Consider the following 20,444-nt stretch of genomic DNA (forward strand, 5'->3'; position numbering starts at 1 on the left):
TTTTAAATATCGATATTAATTCTTCACGTGATACTTTAACTTCTTTCGGTATAGTCCAAGCTTCATTACTGTTTGCTTCTAAAAAAGCTAATAATTCTTTTTCACGCAGTAATTCCCTTACTTCATCACCACATTTAATATAAGCTCTTTATTATTAGCAACAAAACGAGCTTCACAGTAAGCTCCGTTCATTGCAAATACTATAGGTACATCAAGCAATTTTGCATATTCCGTTGCTTGATCCAAAGCTCGCCTTAAATCTGCTCCTGTTTTTTTTGCTTCTATTATTGCAATAGGTTTATCATTATTACTTTCATATAAGATATAATCCGGTCTTTTTCCGTTTAATCTTGTCTGTTCTGTTTTTGATTTTGGTTTTTGGAAATAAACATTCTTTTTAGTATCATTATCTAATATGCCATCCCTTATTTACAAGGTTATTACTGATAATCCATTCGGTTTGCTGTTCTGCTAACCATAAGAATTGCTTAGATATTTTTATTTTGTAATTAATAATTATATCTTCTTACACTTATTATACAAGCTTATAAAAGTATAAAAAACAACTTTTTATCTGACTAAAAAATAAATTATTGCTATGAATTTATATAGATTTTTGACTTTCTTAATGAATTTAAATAACTTAATTATTATGAGCTTGTTATAACTAATATTAAAATCATGGGCATAAATAATCAATTAAGAGAATTAATTAAATCTGGTACTTTTGCCAGTATATTATTAATTATTGCTTTTACTTTAGCAATAATTGTCAGCAATAACATTTTCCTAGCAAAATATTATTCTTCTTTTATTTACAGTAAATTTTCTTTAACAATAGGGAATGTAAGTTTACAAACGACTTTTATAGAGTTGGTTAATGACGGTCTCATGACTTTCTTCTTTTTATTAATAGGTTTAGAGATGAAATTTCACCTAGTAGAAGGTAAATATAAAAATAAAAAAAAACTAATATTACCTGCGGCGGCAGCCCTTGGAGGTGTGGTAGTTCCTGCCTTAATATACATAGTTTTTTAATTATGATAAACCGGGATTAATAAAAGGATGGGCTATTCCTATAGCAACCGATACTGCTTTTGTCCTTGGTATTTTATCTTTTTTCAGTCGACATATATCTTTAGAATTACGAGCTTTTATTATAGGTTTCTCATTAATTGACGATGCTTTTGCGTTAATTATACTAGCCTTGTTTTATACTAAAACAATCAATACTCCGGCATTATTAATTTCCTCTGTAATTATATTCATCTTGTTTATATTGAATTATCGACAAGTTAAACAATTATTTTATTATATAATTGTAGGTTTATTATTATGGATTAGTATGGTGGAGTCAGGTATTCACGGTACTTTATGCGGAGCTATTATAGCACTTTTTATACCTGTTAATATAAAAGGAGAATTTAACACTTCTTTTAAAAAACTTGAAAACTTAACTCGTCCTTTTGTAAATTACTTTATTTTACCGCTTTTTGTATTTATGAATTCCGGTATCCTTTTAGAATATTTTGTATTTAAAGGCACCTGTTCCAACTCAATACTTGCTTTAATTTATGGGATAATATTTGGTTTATTTGTAGGTAAGCAATTATGTATTATGCTATTTTCATATCCATTTGTAAAATTTAAACTCTGTAATTTACCAAGTGATACCTCATGGTTAAAATTTTATTCTATATCTATACTTGGAGGAATTGGATTTACCCTAAGTTTATTTATAGGTAGTATTACGTTTGAGAGTAGTTGTCCTTCAAACTCTATGAGAGCTGCAGTAATAATAGGCTCTTTAATTTCTGCATTATTTGGCGTAGCCGTTCTAAAATATTGTACTAGCAAAGAGTAAAGAACCTAAGAAGCTCTACCTTGAGTAACAGACCCATTTTGTGACAGGCGTGAGGAGCGAAGTCTATAACTAATAGGCAAGCCAACGAACAACAAAGACATTGTTGCGTGGACCGATAAAACCCACGGGGTCCATAAAAACAATAAAAAATACTAATAATTTTAGTATTTTTAACTGGATCCCGTGGTCAAGCCACGGAATGAGACAGAGATAAAATTGATCCGCACAACAATGCTAACAACGAAGCACAAAGTGGGGATCAGTTTACTATACTTATTAAATAACGATGATAAGATTTTAATAACACATCATATTTTTGTTTGGAAAAAACAGGATATGGTACTATATAGATATTATTAGAAGAAGGAATCGCTTTTTCAAGCTTATTTAGCATAAAAGGCATATTATAATTATGCTCTACTAAAATTATTGAAGTAAGATTGTAAGTTACAATAAAATCAACCGCTTTCTTAATATTATCTTCTTCAGACATTATTTTATTCGGAGCAAGTATTACCTGCTGTTCTATAACATTACGTTCCTTTAACAAATTTTTTAATTGCTCTGTAGATTCTATACCGGTAATAAATAATATAGGTGCATAGCCTGCTTTAAGCAAAGCAATACCGGTTTCAATTTTATGTCCTCCTCCTGCAAATACTATTATTGCATTAGTGGTATTACTATTGAGCTTATAAGAATTTATTAAATATAAATAATAACCAAGACCACCAACACAAAGAGCAAAAATTGCTAAAACTGTGAGTAAAAATTTTCTGATCATTTAAATATTTTATTAAATTCAGTTTGAATAATTTTATCAAATTCAGACATTTCAATATGAATTCCTAACTGATTTAAAGATGTTACTAAAGAATTTTCAAGTCCACAAGGAATAATCCCACTAAACTTACTTAAATCTGTTGAAATATTTATAGCTACACCGTGATATGTAACCCATTTTCTTACTCTAACACCTATTGCAGCAATTTTAGCAAATTCATCTTTTCTTACTTTTACCCAAATTCCTACTTTATCTTTAATAATATATGCTTTAATTCCAAAATAATTTAAGCTATTTATAATCCATTCTTCAAGCATTCTTATATATAGCTTTAAATCTTTGTGTCGATTTGGTGAAGCTAAATTAAGAATTGGATAAATAACACGCTGACCCGGTCCATGAAAAGTAAATTTACCGCCACGTCCTGTGTAAATTACCGGAATATCACCGTAATTTAATAATTCTTCTTGTTTATAATTAGTACCGGCTGTATATACTTCCGAATGTTCAACTAAATAAACAATTTCCGGCTCATTATCACTAATTACTTTGTTAACGTAATCTTCCATTAATTTCAAAGTAACCCGATAATCCATAAGATTCGGTATAGTTATAAATTGTAGCATATTATAAATGTGTTATACCGCGAGCTTGTAGCGGTATCTATATATTAATTTTTTGTATACTGCTACAAGCTCGCAGTATGACATCAACTTTGTTGTATCATATTAATTACTTAACTCAGATTTATATTTCAATATTAATGCATCTAAAATTGCTATGGTTTCAGCATCCAAATCGCCAGAAAAATTACTAGGACGAAAATGTATTTGAAACGAAATTATAACATCTTTCATTTTAGAATCTAAAATTCCGGTAGCTTCAAGTTTATAACCGTATGTAATAAATTTTTGCTGAATTGCTTTAATATCGGTTATGTCGACTTGAGGCAATAGCTCGTTAAAAATTTGCTCATCATACCATGCTCCAATATCGTTATCATATAATAGTTTCCAAGGAAATAGCGGACCGGGGTCCTGTTTTCTACCTGGAGCAATATCAGAATGCCCAACCACTCTAGTAGGTTTAATATCATATCTAGCGATAATCTGTTTACACAAACTTATGACACTATTAATTTGCCTTTCCGCATAGGGTAGCCAAACTATATTATTGTTTTTTGTATTTATTTCAAATGCAGGATTTACGATTTCAATACCGATTGATGTATCATTAATACGCTCATAACCTTGCCAGTAACTTACTCCAGCATGCCATGCTCTATCATGCTCTTCTACTAATTGAAATATATGTTCAGGGTTTTCATTGTTTATTAAATAATGGCTACTTAACTTTTCACCGGTTAGAAAATCTAAAGACTGCTTAAAATCACACTGTGTATAATGTAGCACTAGGAATTTAATACGTTTATCAAACCCCACAGCTCTATAAGATGTTTTATCGATTACTATCATAGTTTAAAGGATGTTAATCTTAGTTAAAAACGGCTTTGTTGCATGGCTCTTATGTCATTCCTGCGTGGTATTGTTGTGTGGACCTGTTTATCCGTCATTGCGAGAAAATTTACAATAGTAAATTGACGAAGCAATCTCAGGAGTTTGTTATTATTTCATGAGATTGCCACGCAGCCTACGGCTACTCGCAATGACGATTTGCTATCTATACAAAAATAGCTTCAAAGTATAACAAGAAAAATTTTGATGGTGCCGGATATCGGATTTGAACTGATGACCTACCGCTTACAAGGCGGTTGCTCTACCACTGAGCTAATCCGGCATATTAATATAATTATAGAGAAAAGTATATAATTTGGTAGGAAAAACGTTATCGTATGGATCTAAAAACTTCATTGCGAGAAAATTTACAATAGTAAATTGACGAAGCAATCTCAGGAGTTTGTTATTATTTCATGAGATTGCCACGCAGTCTACGACTGCTCGCAATGACGACTTGGGTATATACCTGCTCGCAATGACAAAAACACACTGCAAATTAAGCTTCTTTAGCTTCCTTTTTACTTGGTCTAGCTTTGCGGTTTTTTGCTTTAACTTCCATTTCCTTTTTAACTTTCTCAGGAAGAGTAACACCCGCTTGCTCAATAAATTTTGCGACTCGTTCAGTTGGTTTAGCACCGGTGCCAAGCCAATATTCTATACGATCTTTTTTTAAAACCACACGCTCACTATTATCTGAAGCAAGCATTGGATTATAAGTTCCGACTTTTTCTAAAAAGTCACCGTCACGAGGTGCTGTTGCGTTAGCTACTACTACACGGTAAAAAGGACGCTTTTTAGCACCGCCTCTAGCTAAACGAATTTTTACTGCCATATATTACTTACAATTATTTTATTTTTTCTTCTTTAAAAAGAACATGTTTTCTAACTACTTTATCATACTTACGAAAAGAAAGCTTCTCGGTTTGGGTTTTCGGATTACGTTTTTTTACCCAAAAAACACCTGTGCCGGCAGTACTTACTAGCCTTACCAAAACATTTTTATTTTTCTTTGCCATTAGCTGACACCTTAAATCAAGATATTATTTTATTATTACTCAAGAAAGCAGAATAAAACGAAATTGAAAAATAGTCAAGTAAAAACTATGCATTGCAAAATAAAGAGAGATACGTCATTGCGAGCGACTAAAAGGAGCGTGGCAATCTCATAAAGCAGGGTTCCTGAGATTGCTTCGTCAAAATTTTCAATTTTTTCTCGCAATGACGTAGGTTTTTTAAGCTATCACCCTTTACCGTCCAAACAAGCGTTCGATATCCTTAAGCTTCAACTCAATATAAGTAGGTCTACCGTGATTACATTGACCTGAAAACGGCGTATTTTCCATTTGACGCAGTAAAGCATTCATTTCGTCTGCCGATAATTTTCGTCCCGCTCTAATAGAGTAATGACAGGCATAAGTTTCCGTCACATGCTCTATTAACTCCGTCAAAGCTATATTCTCACCAAAATCCGATAAATGATCAGCGAGATCCTGAATTAACTTTTGTACGTTTACATCTCCAAGGATATTTGGAATTTCAGTCACTATAATAGATTTCTCACCGAATTTTTCTAGAGTTAAACCAAGTTTATATAGTTTTTCTCTATTTTCATATAAACAATCTGCTTTTCTTTCATTTGGCAGTTCTACTATCTCAGGAATAAGCAAACGCTGTTTTATTAATTCTTCCGTTTTAAGGTAATCTTTTATTTTTTCATATCCTAAACGTTCATGTGCTGCATGCTGGTCGGTAATTACTATACTATCTTCAGTTTGTGAAATAATATAAGTAGTATGAAGTTGTGCTTTAGCTGCCCCAAGTTTATATTGTTTATGGGCTTGCTGCTCATGTTCTATACGTCTTTCTACTTCTTGTTCTATTTTAGCGTGCGGTAATGTATCGATTAGTTTTTGACAAGCAGTATTTGGCGTAGGTTTAAAACTAGGCGACATAGCAGGTCTATAATCTGCCGGTTTACTATTCACGCTTACAGCTTTACTTACTGACGGTTGTTTGTTAATTAAAGGATTTTTAAATAACTGAAGAGCATCAGAGGCGATAGTAGTAGAAGTAACATGGCTTTTATTTGTTAAAGCATTTTTAATCGCTTCTATTAATAAGTTTCGTACATAATTCGGGTCATGAAACCTAACCTCTGCTTTTGCTGGATGTACGTTAACGTCAACAAGTTGCGGATCAATTTGTAAGAATATAGCACATAACGGATAACGATCACGAGCTAAATAATCCTGATATGCTACCCTTAAAGCTACTTGTAGCAACTTATCTTTTACCGGTCTATTATTGATAAATAAAAACTGATCTTCACTTGAAGCCCTGTTATATGTCGGGATACTAGTATAACCGCAAATAGAGAAATCAGGAGTTTTGAAATCTATATAAGCGGCGTTTTTTATAAAATCATCACCTATTATATCAATTATACGCTGTTTTAGGTTAGTTTCTGCATCTTTATTTTGTCCTTTAAACTTTAACAGATTTCTGTCATCATGCGTTAAGCTAAAAGAAATTTCAGGATGTGCTAGAGCGATTTTCTTAACCACGTCTACGGTTGCTGCAAGTTCAGTCTTGTCGGCTCTTAGAAATTTTAAGCGAACAGGTGTTGCGAAAAATAAATCACGTATCTCTATTTTAGTACCTTCATTATGGACAGAAACAGTAACTTGTTTTTCATTGCCACCGATTAACTTAATCTGAAATGCTTTGTCAGCCCCTTGTTTCTTAGAAGTAATTAGCATTTTGCTAATGGCAGCAATAGACGGCAGTGCTTCACCTCTAAAACCGAAAGTATGAATATTTAGGAAATCGCTTTCATCAAGCTTAGAAGTTGTGTGACGTTCAACGGCAATTTCTAATTCCTTATCAGTCATACCGATACCGTCATCGGAAATAATGATTAGATTTTTACCGGCACGTTCTAAAATAATATCTATTTTTGTACTACCAGCATCAACAGCATTTTCAACTAATTCCTTTACTACCGATGCGGGTCTTTCTATAACCTCACCAGCAGCAATTCGGTTGATAGTACTTTCTGAAAGAAATTTGATAGTCATTTTGTTACTAATTTAAATTTCTTACTACAATATGGACAGATAACTTCCTTTTTTTCTTTATCTATCTCTAAATAAACTTTTGGATGGTCATATGGAGGTTCTTTGCCCTGGCAAGATACAGATACATCAACGCTATTAACAATTTCCATAGATTTATACTTTATTTCTTTAAGTGAAATCTAATATAAGTTACTTTTAAATAAAAGACAAATAATAGTTGATTAACTATGTCATGCCGTGGCTTGTACCGGCTAAATCGTCATTGCGAGCAGCCGTAGGCTGCGTGGCAATCTCATGAAATAATAACAAAACTCCTGAGATTGCTTCGTCAATTGCTACGCAATTTCCTCGCAATGACGGTTTAGCTTACAAGTCGCAGAATGACACACAGCAGGAGGTAAAAATGAAAGACAAAGTAGCAGTTATTACCGGTTCTACTAGCGGTATCGGGCTTGAGATAGCAAAACATTTTGCAAAACTTGAGTCTAAAATAGTTATTAACGGTTTTGCAAAAGAAGATGAAGTAGCCAAAATTTTAGCAGAATTGAAAGAGCTTGGTGCAAGTAGCGTATTTTATCAAGGAATAAATTTGGCAGAACCTGAAGAAATACGTTCTATGTTTGAGAGAATAATAAAAGAATTCGGTAAAATAGACATATTAGTAAATAATGCCGGTATTCAGCATGTTGCTCCTATCGATGAATTTCCTGAAGATAAATGGGAGCAAATTTTGCGTATAGATTTAATAGCCTCTTTCTATACTACAAAATATGCAATACCGATTATGAAAAAAAACGGCTTCGGACGAATTGTTAACATTGCTTCCGCTCATGCATATGTCGCATCACCTTTTAAGTCGGCATATGTCGCAGCAAAGCATGGTATCCTTGGGCTTACCAAAACCGTTGCTTTAGAAGTGGCTGAGAATAATATTACAGTTAATGCTATCTGTCCCGGTTACGTCAACACACCGCTCGTGCAGAATCAAATAGCAGATACTGCTAAAGCTAGACATATCAGTGAAGAATCAGCGTTAAGGGATGTAATCCTTAAATCTCAAGCTACGAAAAAATTTGTAGAAGCTGATGAAATAGCAAACTTAGTAATATTCTTATGTGATGAAAAAGCATCATCAATAACAGGTAGTGGACTCTTGATAGATGGCGGCTGGACGGCACAGTAGTTTTTAATTCTTAATATTTGTTAGTTATTGAGAAATAATTAACAATAAAAACTTCTTGCAAAAATTTAATTTACTCCTTTACACTTGAAATAAATCAAAATTTATTCAAGGAGGAATTTATGCCAGAAAAAAAACATCTACATTTTCAAACTGAAGAAATTGAATTAAATAGAGTAAAAAATGCCAAATTAATTCATTTTAAAGATGAACTGGGTAGACCCATAGATGGGCAGTTAGTTATAGGAGAAGTTGAAGAAGTAAAAGAGAAAGAATTTTCTAGACCCGTAGAAGTTGAGGTAAAGCGTAATTTGGGTAAGTTTAAAAAAGCTCTAGCCTATCTTGGAATTATTAAAAATACTAAAAAAGTTATTAAAGAAGAAAAATATACGGAAAAAGTAGTAAGCAAAGAAGAGAAAATTATAGGTACTTATGAATTAGGCAATTTTACTAATGATAAGAATTCCATAGAGAACTTTTTAAACAACTTAGATTTCCATGAAGAAAAACTTTACGCATATGATCTTAATGGTACAAAAGTTGGAGAAGTAGGTGATTTTGGAAAAGTAGTATTAGATGAGAATATTAAGCTTGATGAAACTATTCTTCAAAAAAATGGAAAAGTATTTGCTATTGAAAAAAATGGCAAATTCTTAGATTTAGAAGGTAAAGCTTTACAAAATCAAAATCAGTTTATACAAAAAAGTAGTGGAGTTTATCATTTAAGCACTTCTACAGACATAAAATATTTTGATAAAGATGAAGATATTAAGACTTCAAGAGGTGTTACGAATCTTAACACAAAGCCCGTAAAAAGTGCTCTTAAAGGTAGCAGAGAAGCTACAAAAATAGGAGAAAAGCTACGAAAACAACAAGAAGAACAGAAATTTGCAGGAATTAAAAAGCCAAAAGGAGCTAAACTTACAAAAGTAGGAATTCCGGTAGTTCCCACTAGAGGATAACTAGGTTATAAGTGCTTGACCATTATAACGTGTATATTATAATAGTTATGACCAAATTAATATGCACGTTATAATAGTCATAATAAATATATGAAAAGGATTTATGAATTAGTAATAAAAAATCACTTGCAAGAAAATAGGCAAATGGTTTTTATAGAAGGAGCCCGTCAAGTCGGTAAAACTACTTTAGCTAAAAAAGTAATAGATAAAAATTACTACTTAAATTGGGATGAAGAAAAGGCTCGTTTGCTAATTCTAAAAGGAACAACAGCAATAGCAGATTTTATAGGTCTACATATTCCGGCTCAAAATAACCCTATCGTGATTTTTGATGAGCTACATAAATTCTCAAACTGGCAAACTTTTTTAAAAGGATTTTATGATGTTTATGGAGAACAAACTCACATTATAGTTACCGGCAGCTCAAAGCTTGGAGTATATAAAAAAGGCGGTGATAGTATGATGGGAAGATATTTTCCATATCGTATGCACCCTTTGACACTAGCTGAAGTAATAGAAAATTTTAGTAGTCTAACCAAAGAAATAAATCTACCAAAAAAAATATCTGAAGAACAATTTGAATCCTTATTTAAATTTGGTGGTTTTCCTGATCCTTATCTTAAGAATTCTTCCACATTTTGGCATAGATGGAAGAAAACTAAAAATACTCAGCTTTTTAAAGAAGATATTAGAGAGTTAACACAAATCCAAGAATTATCTCAAATGGAAGTCTTAGGAAGCTTTTTGATTTCCTCTATAGGAGGACAAGCATCTTATAGCTCTCTTGCAAATAAAATTAAAGTATCGATTCCAACCATTACAAGATGGCTTGAGTCATTTGAGTCGTTTTTTTATAGTTATCGTATTTATCCATGGTCAAATAATATTCCTAGAAGTTTAATAAAAGAGCCAAAAATATATCTATGGGACTGGTCGCTTATAGAAGATATGGGAGCAAGATATGAAAATTTTATTGCAAATCATTTATTAAAATTCTGTCATTTTTGGAGTGATTTAGGATTTGGTGAATATGAATTATATTTTATTAGAGATAAACAAAAGAAAGAAGTAGATTTTTTAGTAACAAAAAATAACAAACCATGGATGTTAGTTGAAGCTAAAACTTCTTCAAATCAAGAATTAAACTCAAATTTAAAATATTTTCAAGAACTTTTAAATTGCCCTTTTGCCTTTCAAGTAGTACTTAACATGGAATATAAGGAAATTGATTGCTTCAGTTATAATTATCCTGTAATAGTTCCTGCCAAAACTTTCTTATCCCAATTAGTTTAAACTTTACACTTTATAAATGATGTAACTTGTCTATAATAACTAATTAGTAATTAAGTTATTTAAAGCTCGATGAATAGGTCTAAGTTCATTTTTTTATCTGCTATTTCAGGTAATGTACTCGAATATTATGATTTTACGGTATATTCAGTTTTTTCGCTGATTATTGGACAAGTTTTTTTTCCAGGTGAATCAGAATTCATTAGAATTCTTCTAAGCCTTGGAGTATTTGCAGTTGGCTTTCTGACAAGACCGATAGGAGGCATATTATTCGGTTATATCGGTGATAGATACGGTAGACGTATCGCTTTAATAATTTCGATGCTAGGCATGACTATTCCGACTTTTATTATGGGTCTCATACCCTCATATGCAAGTATTGGGATTTACGCCCCTATAACTCTAGTTATAATGCGGCTTATTCAAGGTTTATGTATTAGTGGTGAAGGGACGGGAGCGGCTATTTTTATTTTGGAACACCATCAAAATTTAAGACCGGGTTTTACGGCAGGTTTAATACATGGTTCAAATATCGCAGGTACCTTAATTGCAACATTTATCGGTATTATAATTGAGCGTTATTTTTCGCATATAGATTTTGCTTGGCGTTTTGCTTTTCTGCTTGGTGGATTTATGGGTCTTGCCGGATTTTACTTGCGATTACGTGTATCGGAAACACCGATTTTTAAAATGCTTGAGAAAAAGAAACAAGTTCTTAAAGCACCTTTTTCCAATGTAATTAGAACTGCTTGGAGATCGATGTTTTTAACTATGTGTATAGGTGCTATTGCTAGCAGTGTTATGTATTTAGTAAAAACTTATATAAATGTTTTCTATTATAATGTAATGCATCTTAGTAATACTATTGCTTTATCATATTTAGCGTATAGTTCATTTATTGCAATGATAGCGATGCCGCTTGCCGGCGGTACTGCCGATATTATCGGAAAATTTAAAATGGCAATGCTTGTTGGTACTGCTATTTTGATATTGATTTTACCGACCATGTTACTTATGTCAGCAGAAGAGATGTGGCAACAAATTATAGCTCTTACAATGCTTGGTATGCTCGCAGGAAGTATAGCAGGTACGGCTTATATATTCGTTATATCCTTGTTTACGGCAGAACAAAGATTTACCGGTGTTGCTTTCAGCTACAATTTTGCAATAGCGATATTCGGCGGAACTTCACCTATTATTTCTCGTTGGCTTGTAGAGCATACAGGCTTATTTTATGCTCCGGCTTTTTATATCATGATCATTGCTGCTGTATTTTTAGTGATTATGTATATGATGAGGAAAGTAATTAAATCGTTGCTTAATAATTATGAAAATAGAAAATAAAGAAATAACAAGTAATTGGTTTACTAATTTACGTGATTTATTGTGCAAAGAATTTGAAAAAATCGAAGAAGAATATGCACAGCCAAAAGGTTTAAAACCGGCTAAGTTTGTACGTACAAACTGGCAACGTAACGGCGGTGGTGGTGGTATTATGTCTCTCATGAAAGGAGAAGTATTTGAAAAAGTCGGGGTTAATATATCTACCGTATTCGGCGAATTTTCTCCCGAATTCCGTAGTGAAATTCCAGGAGCAGAGCTAGACGGGAAATTCTTTGCAACAGGCATTTCATTAGTCGCACATCTTAAATCGCCACTAATTCCCGCTATGCATTTTAATACTCGTTATATAGAAACTTCTAAAAGTTGGTTTGGCGGCGGTGGCGATTTAACACCTTTCTATCCGGAAGAAAACGAAACTGCAAAGTTTCATGCAGCTTTTAAAGAAGCGTGCGATAAGTATGATCCTAGCTATTATCCTAAATTCAAAAAGCAATGTGACGAATATTTTTATCTAAAGCATCGAAAAGAGCTGAGAGGAGTAGGCGGAATATTCTATGATTACTTAAATAGCGGTAATTTTGAACAGGATTTTGCTTTCACGCAGGATGTAGGTAGGGCTTTATTGTCGGTATATCCTGAAATCGTTAGAAGTAAGTTATTTTTACCTTGGACAGCTGAGCAGAAAGAATACCAACTTATAAGGCGAGGTAGATATGTAGAATTTAATTTGCTATATGACCGCGGTACTAAATTCGGCTTAATGACCAACGGAAATGTTGAAGCAATATTAATGTCGCTACCACCTGAAGTAAAGTTTAATTGACTTTTTGGAAGTTATATATAGAACCATAACCGAAATAGTAAAACGCTACGAAACCTCTGTCAAAAGTGAGAGTATTTTTCACAAAACTGATGCAATCCTTGGCTTCTAGCATTATTGCGTGGATACCACCCTATCATTGCGAGCAGGCATTGTTGCGTGGATTAATTTCACCTTTATCATCCCGTGGCTTGACCACGGAATCCAGTTAAAATACTAAAATTATTAGTATTTGTTTATTATTTTTATGGACCTAGTTAGCAAGCCACGAGTGACACAGTGGGTTTTACCGGTCCACGCAACAATGCCTTGCGAGTAGCCGCAGGCTGTGTGGTAATCTAGAAAATAATTAAAAAAATTCTGTAAATGATAACGAACCTGCACTCCTCATGCCATAATTATAACCGCTACTTCTTAATGATGTCGTAACATCATATATAGGTCTTGGTTCGTCGTGATTGGAAGAAATAATATTCACAATCCTCGTTTCTTCCACCATGCGTCAGTTTTATATTCTTCAGGTAACTTTTCCCATTCTTCAGCAAATACTTCCTCTAAACCAAATTTTTGTTTAATTACTTCACACCATTCGTCTCCTAAAGATTTTGGTAATTTTGAACCACACCATGGACAATAATACATTTCTTGTTCTAAACCATAATCATATCCATGTAATAGAAGCCTGTATTCTCTTTTTTCCGAATGATATCTTATTAATTCGTGTTCTTCTTGAGGGGTAGTAATAAAGTAATTCATATTATCGCAACAATATTCACTTTTTAATTCAATCATTTATTTAATTCCTATTAAATCTTTTATTCTTATTATACTTCCAGTTTGTCCTTTATTACTATTCATAACATTTCCAGCCATATCTATATTTGCTTCATGGTAAAGCTTTTCTCCTTTTTGAATAAACTTTTTCCAGTGTTTCCCAGCATGAGTACGATCACCACTTACCTCTTTACTATACCATATTCTATTATCCTTAGCATCACGGTAAATCAGAATTTTTTTTCTTTCTTGCTTCGTCAATTACTTACGTAATTTCCTCGCAATGACGGAAAAATCGATCCACGCAACAACACCTCACGATCTATAACAAATTTTTTTACTTTGTAAGTTTAGGCGGTAAATAATTTTCTGTTGAGATTACTTTTTTACCGGTTTTATTTTCCAAGGCCGTTTTAGCGTTTTTAGCTATACTTCCTCCTATTTTACCTGCAACCTTATTTTCTTCCATTCCTGTTGCATTATTAGTTTCTGCTACCTGACGAGTAGATAATTCAGCAAGAGCCGTATGTCATTCCCGCGGAAGCGGGAATCCAGTAAAAAGTTTAAAAAACTAGATTTCCGCTTCCGCGGGAATGACATAGAATGACTTTTCCGGATCAGAAATTTCTTGAATCCTCTCATAACCGACTTTAGCAAGCCATTGTTTAAACGGTTCTGCTTTTGGAAACGGAATAGATTGTATAATACGAAGTAATGATTCTGTATTTGCACAGTCTGTTTGATAATGTTTACCATCAATACTTAAAAGTTTCAGCTGTACGATTTTTTCGTACAACTCAGTAAATCCTTCAGTTTTTAATAATTGCTTTTTTAAATCTGACCAATATCGCCGTGGGATAGCACTATCAGTCAATGCTCCTACTACGTCGACTACTGAAAACCACCATTCATTATTATGCAAAATTCTTCTAATGGTTTTATCTTTAAAAATTACTAACTTATTAAGTTCATCGCTATTATTCATAATGTTCCATATTATTTTTTATGAATTATAAATATTCTAAATAAATTTTACAACTTATGTACAGAGCTTAAAGGCTATTATGGCTATCGTTGATGGTTTTCTTACTTCCCCGGTGATTGTGTTTAAGAAGTCAAGATAATTTGTTTATATTGTTCCTGCCAAGGCCGTTTGTTTTTAACAATATTATTGATAATAATTATTATCTTTCGCATTACAGCAGTAAGAGCTAATTTTTTGGCTTTTCCTTTTTCCACAAGTCTTTTATAAAAAGGTTTAACGGCGGAATTACATCTTACAGACGTAACAGCTGCCATATATAATGCTGCCCGTACTGTTTTTCTACCACTTTTAGTTTTTGCTTTAAATCGTGTTTTCCCACTTTCCTTACAGTGAGGTGCTACCCCTACTAAAGAAGCAATTTGTTTACAATTTAAATTACCAAGCTCTGGTAATTCTGTAATTAAGGTTATTGCTATAATAGAGCCAATACCTGGGATAGTAATAAGTAAATTATATATTTCTTTGTAACTTTCTAGATTTAAAATAAGATGTAATATAAGCTTTTCTACTTCTTCCTTTTGGCTATTAAGTAAATCAATAACATTATTTATACTATTAATTATTTTTTGATTAGTAACTCTACGTAAGCGATTGCGTTCAGATACTATCATAGTAATTAATTGGTTACGTCTAGATGTAAGTTCTTTTAATTCTTTTTCTATCTCATTCGCTACTTTTCTAGACTCAGGGTTAATTTTTTCTACAAATAATGCTAACATTTGTGCATCAATAGTATCAGTTTTTGTAAACTTACCTCTCATAGTTCTAAATGCTGATGTAAAATAAGGATTAACTACTGACACCAAATAGCCTGTTTTTTGTAAGGTTTTTGCTGCTTTATATTCAAGTCCACCAGTACTTCAATTACAATTTTAGCTATATTATAATCCGCTATATATTCAACTAGCTCCTTAATTCCTTTTTGATCATTATCAAAAACTTTATATTTATTCAATGGGTGTAACCAAACGTCTAAAGTATCTTCAGATACATCGATACCTATAAAAATATGCTTTGTCATGTTTTTCTCTCCTGTCCTATGTACGAGCTAAGGGGTTATTCACTTGATATTAATGGTTGATCGTGAATAACCCCTTACTCTATTGATTGTTCGGAACCAAATGAAGTAAGGAGTAACACACCGCGACACGGTTCATTAATTATAATTAAATACATAGACCACCCGAAGTTAAAATCTTCGGTGGTTGAAACTTGAGCAATTTAAGTTTAATAAATCGGGAGTGTCCATATGTCCAACCAAAATACTAAAACCCTATCTGAACTCGTAGCAGAGTTTACTTCAAAAGAAAATTTAGAAATTCTAAAAATTGAGATAGCAGAGCTGTTAGAAAGACCTTTGAAAAAGAGAGATATCGACGCAATAGAGAAACGCTTAGAAGAACTAGAAGCAATATTTGGTATTGCTAAAGTATAGATGAGCAGGCATTGCTTTCATTTATGTCATTCCTACTATTTAATATTTTAAGCTGTATTTATAGATACCGTGGTCAAGCCACGGTAACAGAACAGAATAAATATTAATCAAATGGTTTCACTATAACCATTATTACTGCAATAACCATACAAATAGCTGGAATCTCATTAACTATACGGTAAAATTTTTCTGAATGGACATTCTTGCCATTTGTAAAATCTTTTCGCCATCTTGCAAGTAAACCGTGAAATATCACTAAAATTAACACTGCAAACATTTTAACGTGAAACCAAGTATCAAGAGCAACAAACCCGTAAATATGAGCATTTATTAAACCGAATATAAATGTGCTAATCATTGCCGGATTCATAATGAACCTGAGTAATTTTAGCTCCATCACTTGTAAGGTATTATCTAGCTCACTACCTATTTTAGCTTTGGTATGGTAAACATATATTCTAGGTAAGTAAAGAAGCCCTGCCATCCAACATATAGCAGATATCAGATGGACTGACTTAAACCATAGATAGTAACTTGCCATTCTTTTCCTTGTTAATTTGTTAATTTACATAAACATTTAGTAAATTCGTTTGGACATATTCTTGTACTAGAGCTACTCGTAACTAAATTAGCATCAACCTTATTAATAAATTGTAGCAATATATTTGTCAAACTATTAATAAAAATTTTATTTGTTCCAAGTGTCGGAATTCGGATATATTGAATTTCATATTTATCTGCGATTAATTTATATTCAATATCAAGTTCTACTAGTGTTTCAACATGCTCGGATACAAAGGATATAGGTACGATAATTATGTCCTTTTTTAACTTTCCTGCTAGCTCTATTTCGTCTTCCGTATTCGGTTTTAACCACTCTATAGGTCCTACTCTACTTTGATAAGTTATCTTATAATCTAGATCTTTTATATTTAATTCTTTAACTATTGCTTTTACTGTTTCTTTTATCTGAAAACTATAAGGATCGCCTGCTTTTATTATTTTTTCAGGTAATCCATGAGCAGAAAATAATATACGAAAATTTTTATCGTCATCGTATAGTTTTTCCTTAATCAATGAAACATGGCTTTTTATAAAATCTTCTTCTAGAGGATAACAACAAATTGTTTTAATTGGAATATCAATATCAAAGTTTTGTAAAAAATTTTTAACCGAAGATCCTGTCGTAGTACTTGAAAATTGAGGATATAGAGGCAATAATATTATTTCGCTTGGATTATATTTTTTTATTTGACCTATTACTTCTTTAGCAAACGGTGCTGAATATCTCATATTTATAAAAATAGCGAAATCTTCTTTTATGAGTTGCTTTAGTTTTTCGGTTAGTGCTAATTTCTGCTCTTCTGTTTCCTGAAGTAAAGAAGATTTACCGCCGATTAAAGAATAAATTTTTTGAGATTTTCTCTCTCTAGTAGTAGAAATTATTTTTGCAATAATATAGCGTAATGGATTCGGTAGATTAATTATAGCTTTGTCATAGAACAAATTAAATAAAAAAGGTTTTACGGATTCAAGGTTTTTTGGACCACCTAAATTAAAAAGTACTATTGCTATTCTTTTCTTCATATAACCTAACATATTCTGTTAAAAATTCTACATTTTCCGGAGGTGTTTCAGGCAAAATACCATGCCCTAAATTAAAGATAAAATTCTTTCCTTTCATTGTCTGAAGAATTTTATAAGCTTTTTCTTTGATAATTTCTTTATTAGTTAATAATACGACTGGATCTAAGTTACCTTGTACTATTACTTTATCACTCCACTCTTTCATTTTTTCAAGAGGGACCATTTGATCTACGGCTAAAATATCTATAGGTACTTCTTTTATAAATTTTTCGTACAATAATCCCGCTCCTTTAGGAAAAACAATTATAGGAATTTTTGGAAAAACTTCTTTTACTTTCAGTATAATCTTTTTTGTCGGTTTTATTACAAATTCAGTAAACTCCTCTTCTGCAAGTACTCCTGACCATGAATCAAAAAGCTTTAAAACATCTGCTCCCGATTTTGCTTGATTTATAAGATGATCAGCTGTTTTTTCCGTAATAAAATTTAATAATTCTTTAGCAAGTATTTTATTTTCATATATAAATTTTTTGCTCGTTTTAAAATTCTGTTTTCCTTTTCCTTCTAGCATGTAACTCATGACTGTCCAAGGACTACCTGCGAATCCTATTAAAGAAGTGGTAGAAGGTAACTCTTCTTTTACTTTTTTTATTATTTCGTAAACTTTCTCTAATTTATTATTCGGATTGCCTTGTAGATATTTAAAATCTTCTTGTGATTTGAACTGCTTTAATATAGGTCCTATATTTTCTTTAAAATCTACTTCCCATCCAAGAGCATGAGGTAAAACTAATATATCAGAAAAAATAATAGCTGCATCAAATCCATAATGTTTTATCGGTTGTAAGGTTACTTCCGTTGCTTTGTTAACATCATAACAAAAATCTAGAAAATTTTTTGTTGTTTGTCTTACTTTTTTATATTCCGGCAAATATCTACCTGCTTGACGCATAAACCAAATAGGTATCTTATTACTATTTCCTTTTAATGGATTTATAATTTGCTTCATGTTATTACTAAAAATATTGTAAATAATAAATATATTTATTATTTGTTGTTTATGTAAACAGAATTATGTAGATTAAATGTTTTAAACAGAGTTATCAACAAAATTTTCATTAAAATTTTCTTAAAAATATCGGTATTTTTAATTATAATTCACATAAATTTATAATGAATTTATATAAGTGGATAATTAAGTGTAAAATTCATTTATAGCTTAGAAAAGACTATTTTTTCAAAGAAAAATGATATTTATTCACAATTTTATCCACAAACTATTTATTTAAAAGAAAATACACTAGATTTACTTGATTTAATAAGGATTTGAGGAAATTTTTAATAGATTTTAATAGGAAAAATAATAAGTTATTAAAAAATTTATCCACAATTACATGTGTAAAGTATGACAAAGCTAATTATTCACTTGGTTTCAGACTCTTCCGTGCAAACTGCAAAATATGCAGCAAATTCTGCTCTTGCACAATTTACTTCCGTAAAACCAAAATTATATCATTGGCCAATGATTAGAAGTTTGGAATTGCTAAATGAAGTATTAAGTAAAATAGAATCTAAACACGGGATAGTATTATACACGATTGCTGATCAAGAACTCCGAAAAGCTTTAACGAAATTTTGCTATGAATTAAAAATTCCATGTATTTCTGTAATAGGTAAGATTATTAAAGAAATGTCTGTTTTTTCAGGTATTGAAATAGAAAAAGAACAAAATTACAATTATAAATTCGATAAAACTTATTTTGATACGCTCGATGCTATAGATTACGCCATAAGACATGATGACGGACAAATGCTTAATGAGTTGTCGGAGGCCGATATAATATTAATAGGTCCTTCTAGAACTTCTAAGACACCAACTTCCGTATTTTTAGCGTATAACGGTCTAAAAGCTGCCAATATTCCTTATGTTTATAATTGTCCCTTTCCTGATTTTATAGAAAAAGACATAGATCAATTAGTAGTAGGACTCGTTATTAATCCAAATAGATTAATAGAGATAAGAGAAGCTAGGTTAAATTTATTGCAAATTAACGAAAATAAAAGCTATACAGATTTTAATATAGTACAAAAAGAATGCTTAGAGGTTAGAAAAATTTGTGATCAAAGAAATTGGCCGGTAATTGATGTGTCGACTAGATCAATAGAAGAAACAGTAGCTTTAATAATGCGGATATATTATAATAGAAAAAATAAATATAATAAATAAAAAGATTTTCATTATTTACAAGTAGAAGCCTGTAAATATAGATGTTGTCCATATGAATATGAAAACAACATTATGTCATTCCCGCGTAGGCGGGAATCCAGTACTTTAAAATTTTTTGAAAAGCTCGATTTATCTCGCTTTACCCTAGATTCCCGCCTACGCGGGAATGACATAAAAGCCATATGGACAATACTAAAAAAACACAGAGGAAAAATTATGGCAAATAACGTAACGGATAGCTCTTTTAAAAAGGAAGTATTAGAATCGGATTTACCGGTACTGGTTGATTTTTGGGCAGAATGGTGTGGACCATGCAAAATGTTAACACCGATAATAGATGAAATCAGTAAAGAATTAAAAGGCAAAGTAAAAGTACTTAAAATGAATATTGATGAAAATCCTAACATTCCTTCAGAATACGGTATTCGTAGTATTCCAACGATAATGTTATTTAAAAACGGTGAACAAAAAGATACTAAAATAGGTTTGCAGCAAAAAAACTCTCTTTTAGATTGGATTAATAAATCTATTTAATAGT

General features: G+C 31.8%; 27 protein-coding genes, 1 tRNA gene and 3 pseudogenes. 10 read left to right on the plus strand and 21 right to left on the minus strand.

What is annotated here, in order from left to right:
* Positions 1-117 precede the first annotated feature (117 nt).
* Complete coding sequence (locus BN1174_RS13055) at positions 118-246, minus strand: type I restriction endonuclease subunit M (RefSeq protein WP_408005869.1); 129 nt, start codon at positions 244-246, stop codon at positions 118-120.
* 30 nt (positions 247-276) lie between these two features.
* Positions 277-429, minus strand: a pseudogene (locus BN1174_RS13060) (type I restriction enzyme HsdR N-terminal domain-containing protein); the annotation flags it as partial.
* A 252-nt stretch (positions 430-681) separates the two neighbouring features.
* Here BN1174_RS13060 and nhaA point away from each other — a divergent pair.
* Positions 682-1,864 (plus strand): annotated as a pseudogene (nhaA, locus tag BN1174_RS08740) (Na+/H+ antiporter NhaA).
* A 259-nt stretch (positions 1,865-2,123) separates the two neighbouring features.
* Here the strand turns inward: nhaA and BN1174_RS03805 are convergent.
* The 6 genes from BN1174_RS03805 to rpmG all read right to left on the minus strand — a co-directional run bounded on the left by BN1174_RS03805 (position 2,124) and on the right by rpmG (position 5,181).
* A complete protein-coding gene (locus BN1174_RS03805) occupies positions 2,124-2,648 on the minus strand; it encodes a YdcF family protein (protein ID WP_040256636.1) in 525 nt (174 codons plus the stop codon).
* Positions 2,645-3,274, minus strand: coding sequence for a lipoyl(octanoyl) transferase LipB (gene lipB, locus BN1174_RS03810; RefSeq protein ID WP_040256638.1), 630 nt, complete (start codon positions 3,272-3,274; stop codon positions 2,645-2,647). Before lipB ends, BN1174_RS03805 begins: the two co-directional genes overlap by 4 nt.
* Positions 3,275-3,376: 102 nt before the next feature.
* Positions 3,377-4,123, minus strand: a complete 747-nt coding sequence (locus BN1174_RS03815) for an N-acetylmuramoyl-L-alanine amidase (RefSeq protein WP_040256641.1) — start codon at positions 4,121-4,123, stop codon at positions 3,377-3,379.
* Positions 4,124-4,370: 247 nt separating this feature from the next.
* Positions 4,371-4,445 (minus strand) — tRNA-Thr (locus tag BN1174_RS03820).
* Between the two features lie 216 nt (positions 4,446-4,661).
* On the minus strand, positions 4,662-4,997 hold the full coding sequence (gene rpsP / locus BN1174_RS03825; RefSeq protein WP_040256643.1) for a 30S ribosomal protein S16: 336 nt from the start codon (positions 4,995-4,997) through the stop codon (positions 4,662-4,664).
* Positions 4,998-5,010: 13 nt separating this feature from the next.
* On the minus strand, positions 5,011-5,181 hold the full coding sequence (rpmG, locus tag BN1174_RS03830) for a 50S ribosomal protein L33 (RefSeq protein ID WP_004997072.1): 171 nt from the start codon (positions 5,179-5,181) through the stop codon (positions 5,011-5,013).
* 109 nt (positions 5,182-5,290) lie between these two features.
* Between rpmG and BN1174_RS13065 the strand changes: the two are divergent.
* Positions 5,291-5,389, plus strand: a pseudogene (locus BN1174_RS13065) (octaprenyl-diphosphate synthase); the annotation flags it as partial.
* Between the two features lie 23 nt (positions 5,390-5,412).
* Here the strand turns inward: BN1174_RS13065 and mutL are convergent.
* From mutL to BN1174_RS12260, 3 genes are all read right to left on the minus strand, one after another.
* Positions 5,413-7,242: a DNA mismatch repair endonuclease MutL gene (mutL, locus tag BN1174_RS03835; protein WP_040256660.1), complete on the minus strand. Its 1,830-nt coding sequence runs from the start codon at positions 7,240-7,242 to the stop codon at positions 5,413-5,415.
* Positions 7,239-7,391, minus strand: coding sequence for a zinc-finger domain-containing protein (locus BN1174_RS08750; RefSeq protein ID WP_082022283.1), 153 nt, complete (start codon positions 7,389-7,391; stop codon positions 7,239-7,241). The genes mutL and BN1174_RS08750 overlap by 4 nt, the downstream gene beginning before the upstream one ends.
* A gap of 76 nt (positions 7,392-7,467) precedes the next feature.
* Positions 7,468-7,596 carry a hypothetical protein gene (locus tag BN1174_RS12260; protein ID WP_266265154.1) on the minus strand — a complete coding sequence of 43 codons (129 nt, stop codon included), beginning with the start codon at positions 7,594-7,596 and terminating at the stop codon, positions 7,468-7,470.
* A gap of 49 nt (positions 7,597-7,645) precedes the next feature.
* On the opposite strand from BN1174_RS12260, the gene BN1174_RS03840 reads away from it, so the two are divergent.
* The 5 genes from BN1174_RS03840 (at position 7,646) to hemF (ending at position 12,841) form a co-directional block, all read left to right on the plus strand.
* On the plus strand, positions 7,646-8,425 hold the full coding sequence (locus BN1174_RS03840) for a 3-hydroxybutyrate dehydrogenase (RefSeq protein ID WP_040256663.1): 780 nt from the start codon (positions 7,646-7,648) through the stop codon (positions 8,423-8,425).
* 119 nt (positions 8,426-8,544) lie between these two features.
* Positions 8,545-9,384: a hypothetical protein gene (locus BN1174_RS03845; RefSeq protein ID WP_040256665.1), complete on the plus strand. Its 840-nt coding sequence runs from the start codon at positions 8,545-8,547 to the stop codon at positions 9,382-9,384.
* A gap of 90 nt (positions 9,385-9,474) precedes the next feature.
* Positions 9,475-10,677, plus strand: coding sequence for an ATP-binding protein (locus BN1174_RS03850; protein ID WP_040256667.1), 1,203 nt, complete (start codon positions 9,475-9,477; stop codon positions 10,675-10,677).
* 69 nt (positions 10,678-10,746) lie between these two features.
* On the plus strand, positions 10,747-12,018 hold the full coding sequence (locus BN1174_RS03855) for an MFS transporter (protein WP_040256668.1): 1,272 nt from the start codon (positions 10,747-10,749) through the stop codon (positions 12,016-12,018).
* Positions 12,002-12,841, plus strand: coding sequence for an oxygen-dependent coproporphyrinogen oxidase (hemF, locus tag BN1174_RS03860; protein WP_040256670.1), 840 nt, complete (start codon positions 12,002-12,004; stop codon positions 12,839-12,841). The genes BN1174_RS03855 and hemF overlap by 17 nt, the downstream gene beginning before the upstream one ends.
* Before the next feature lie 346 nt (positions 12,842-13,187).
* Here hemF and BN1174_RS12265 read toward each other — a convergent pair whose 3' ends face one another.
* From BN1174_RS12265 to BN1174_RS07855, 7 genes are all read right to left on the minus strand, one after another.
* On the minus strand, positions 13,188-13,316 hold the full coding sequence (locus tag BN1174_RS12265) for a hypothetical protein (RefSeq protein ID WP_269378883.1): 129 nt from the start codon (positions 13,314-13,316) through the stop codon (positions 13,188-13,190).
* Positions 13,313-13,630 carry a DUF6980 family protein gene (locus BN1174_RS03865; RefSeq protein WP_052454733.1) on the minus strand — a complete coding sequence of 106 codons (318 nt, stop codon included), beginning with the start codon at positions 13,628-13,630 and terminating at the stop codon, positions 13,313-13,315. The genes BN1174_RS12265 and BN1174_RS03865 overlap by 4 nt, the downstream gene beginning before the upstream one ends.
* A complete protein-coding gene (locus BN1174_RS03870) occupies positions 13,631-13,873 on the minus strand; it encodes a hypothetical protein (protein WP_040256672.1) in 243 nt (80 codons plus the stop codon). It abuts the gene before it with no gap.
* Positions 13,874-13,949: 76 nt separating this feature from the next.
* The gene (locus BN1174_RS10770; RefSeq protein WP_197062039.1) at positions 13,950-14,081 is read right to left on the minus strand and encodes a phage antirepressor protein; all 132 of its coding nucleotides are present in this window, start codon (positions 14,079-14,081) and stop codon (positions 13,950-13,952) included.
* Positions 14,082-14,183: 102 nt separating this feature from the next.
* Entirely contained in the window at positions 14,184-14,597 is a 414-nt protein-coding gene (locus tag BN1174_RS10775; RefSeq protein ID WP_197062040.1) for a BRO-N domain-containing protein, read from the minus strand.
* Positions 14,598-14,719: 122 nt separating this feature from the next.
* Positions 14,720-15,460, minus strand: coding sequence for an IS110 family RNA-guided transposase (locus tag BN1174_RS03880; RefSeq protein WP_052454726.1), 741 nt, complete (start codon positions 15,458-15,460; stop codon positions 14,720-14,722).
* The gene (locus BN1174_RS07855; protein WP_052454725.1) at positions 15,451-15,678 is read right to left on the minus strand and encodes a hypothetical protein; all 228 of its coding nucleotides are present in this window, start codon (positions 15,676-15,678) and stop codon (positions 15,451-15,453) included. The genes BN1174_RS03880 and BN1174_RS07855 overlap by 10 nt, the downstream gene beginning before the upstream one ends.
* A 228-nt stretch (positions 15,679-15,906) precedes the next feature.
* On the opposite strand from BN1174_RS07855, the gene BN1174_RS03885 reads away from it, so the two are divergent.
* Positions 15,907-16,092, plus strand: a complete 186-nt coding sequence (locus tag BN1174_RS03885) for a DUF5320 domain-containing protein (protein WP_040256674.1) — start codon at positions 15,907-15,909, stop codon at positions 16,090-16,092.
* Between the two features lie 103 nt (positions 16,093-16,195).
* Here the strand turns inward: BN1174_RS03885 and hemJ are convergent, their stop codons facing one another.
* Genes hemJ through hemE form a run of 3 tightly spaced genes read right to left on the minus strand, consistent with a single transcriptional unit; the run spans position 16,196 to position 18,688 of the window.
* Complete coding sequence (hemJ, locus tag BN1174_RS03890) at positions 16,196-16,633, minus strand: protoporphyrinogen oxidase HemJ (RefSeq protein WP_040256676.1); 438 nt, start codon at positions 16,631-16,633, stop codon at positions 16,196-16,198.
* Between the two features lie 11 nt (positions 16,634-16,644).
* Positions 16,645-17,691: a ferrochelatase gene (gene hemH, locus BN1174_RS03895; protein WP_040256678.1), complete on the minus strand. Its 1,047-nt coding sequence runs from the start codon at positions 17,689-17,691 to the stop codon at positions 16,645-16,647.
* Complete coding sequence (hemE, locus tag BN1174_RS03900; protein ID WP_040256680.1) at positions 17,648-18,688, minus strand: uroporphyrinogen decarboxylase; 1,041 nt, start codon at positions 18,686-18,688, stop codon at positions 17,648-17,650. The genes hemH and hemE overlap by 44 nt, the downstream gene beginning before the upstream one ends.
* A gap of 396 nt (positions 18,689-19,084) precedes the next feature.
* Between hemE and BN1174_RS03905 the strand changes: the two genes are divergently transcribed.
* A complete protein-coding gene (locus BN1174_RS03905) occupies positions 19,085-19,906 on the plus strand; it encodes a pyruvate, water dikinase regulatory protein (RefSeq protein ID WP_040256681.1) in 822 nt (273 codons plus the stop codon).
* 216 nt (positions 19,907-20,122) lie between these two features.
* The gene (trxA, locus tag BN1174_RS03910; RefSeq protein WP_039594746.1) at positions 20,123-20,440 is read left to right on the plus strand and encodes a thioredoxin; all 318 of its coding nucleotides are present in this window, start codon (positions 20,123-20,125) and stop codon (positions 20,438-20,440) included.
* The last annotated feature ends 4 nt before the right edge of the window (positions 20,441-20,444 follow it).

The organism is Rickettsia hoogstraalii, assembly GCF_000825685.1.
GTDB lineage: Bacteria > Pseudomonadota > Alphaproteobacteria > Rickettsiales > Rickettsiaceae > Rickettsia > Rickettsia hoogstraalii.

What these genes read in the sequence shown, in the direction of transcription:
- hemE (WP_040256680.1), bottom strand. Translation starts at nt 18,688, where the DNA reads ATGAAGCAAATTATAAATCCATTAAAAGGAAATAGTAATAAGATACCT.
- hemJ (WP_040256676.1), bottom strand. Translation starts at nt 16,633, where the DNA reads ATGGCAAGTTACTATCTATGGTTTAAGTCAGTCCATCTGATATCTGCT.
- BN1174_RS03905 (WP_040256681.1), top strand. Translation starts at nt 19,085, where the DNA reads ATGACAAAGCTAATTATTCACTTGGTTTCAGACTCTTCCGTGCAAACT.
- rpsP (WP_040256643.1), bottom strand. Translation starts at nt 4,997, where the DNA reads ATGGCAGTAAAAATTCGTTTAGCTAGAGGCGGTGCTAAAAAGCGTCCT.
- BN1174_RS03885 (WP_040256674.1), top strand. Translation starts at nt 15,907, where the DNA reads ATGTCCAACCAAAATACTAAAACCCTATCTGAACTCGTAGCAGAGTTT.
- trxA (WP_039594746.1), top strand. Translation starts at nt 20,123, where the DNA reads ATGGCAAATAACGTAACGGATAGCTCTTTTAAAAAGGAAGTATTAGAA.
- BN1174_RS10775 (WP_197062040.1), bottom strand. Translation starts at nt 14,597, where the DNA reads ATGAATAATAGCGATGAACTTAATAAGTTAGTAATTTTTAAAGATAAA.
- BN1174_RS03865 (WP_052454733.1), bottom strand. Translation starts at nt 13,630, where the DNA reads ATGATTGAATTAAAAAGTGAATATTGTTGCGATAATATGAATTACTTT.
- BN1174_RS08750 (WP_082022283.1), bottom strand. Translation starts at nt 7,391, where the DNA reads ATGGAAATTGTTAATAGCGTTGATGTATCTGTATCTTGCCAGGGCAAA.
- rpmG (WP_004997072.1), bottom strand. Translation starts at nt 5,181, where the DNA reads ATGGCAAAGAAAAATAAAAATGTTTTGGTAAGGCTAGTAAGTACTGCC.
- mutL (WP_040256660.1), bottom strand. Translation starts at nt 7,242, where the DNA reads ATGACTATCAAATTTCTTTCAGAAAGTACTATCAACCGAATTGCTGCT.
- BN1174_RS03845 (WP_040256665.1), top strand. Translation starts at nt 8,545, where the DNA reads ATGCCAGAAAAAAAACATCTACATTTTCAAACTGAAGAAATTGAATTA.
- BN1174_RS03840 (WP_040256663.1), top strand. Translation starts at nt 7,646, where the DNA reads ATGAAAGACAAAGTAGCAGTTATTACCGGTTCTACTAGCGGTATCGGG.
- hemF (WP_040256670.1), top strand. Translation starts at nt 12,002, where the DNA reads ATGAAAATAGAAAATAAAGAAATAACAAGTAATTGGTTTACTAATTTA.
- BN1174_RS03815 (WP_040256641.1), bottom strand. Translation starts at nt 4,123, where the DNA reads ATGATAGTAATCGATAAAACATCTTATAGAGCTGTGGGGTTTGATAAA.
- hemH (WP_040256678.1), bottom strand. Translation starts at nt 17,691, where the DNA reads ATGTTAGGTTATATGAAGAAAAGAATAGCAATAGTACTTTTTAATTTA.
- BN1174_RS07855 (WP_052454725.1), bottom strand. Translation starts at nt 15,678, where the DNA reads ATGACAAAGCATATTTTTATAGGTATCGATGTATCTGAAGATACTTTA.
- BN1174_RS10770 (WP_197062039.1), bottom strand. Translation starts at nt 14,081, where the DNA reads ATGGAAGAAAATAAGGTTGCAGGTAAAATAGGAGGAAGTATAGCTAAA.
- BN1174_RS03850 (WP_040256667.1), top strand. Translation starts at nt 9,475, where the DNA reads ATGAAAAGGATTTATGAATTAGTAATAAAAAATCACTTGCAAGAAAAT.
- lipB (WP_040256638.1), bottom strand. Translation starts at nt 3,274, where the DNA reads ATGCTACAATTTATAACTATACCGAATCTTATGGATTATCGGGTTACT.
- BN1174_RS03805 (WP_040256636.1), bottom strand. Translation starts at nt 2,648, where the DNA reads ATGATCAGAAAATTTTTACTCACAGTTTTAGCAATTTTTGCTCTTTGT.
- BN1174_RS03855 (WP_040256668.1), top strand. Translation starts at nt 10,747, where the DNA reads ATGAATAGGTCTAAGTTCATTTTTTTATCTGCTATTTCAGGTAATGTA.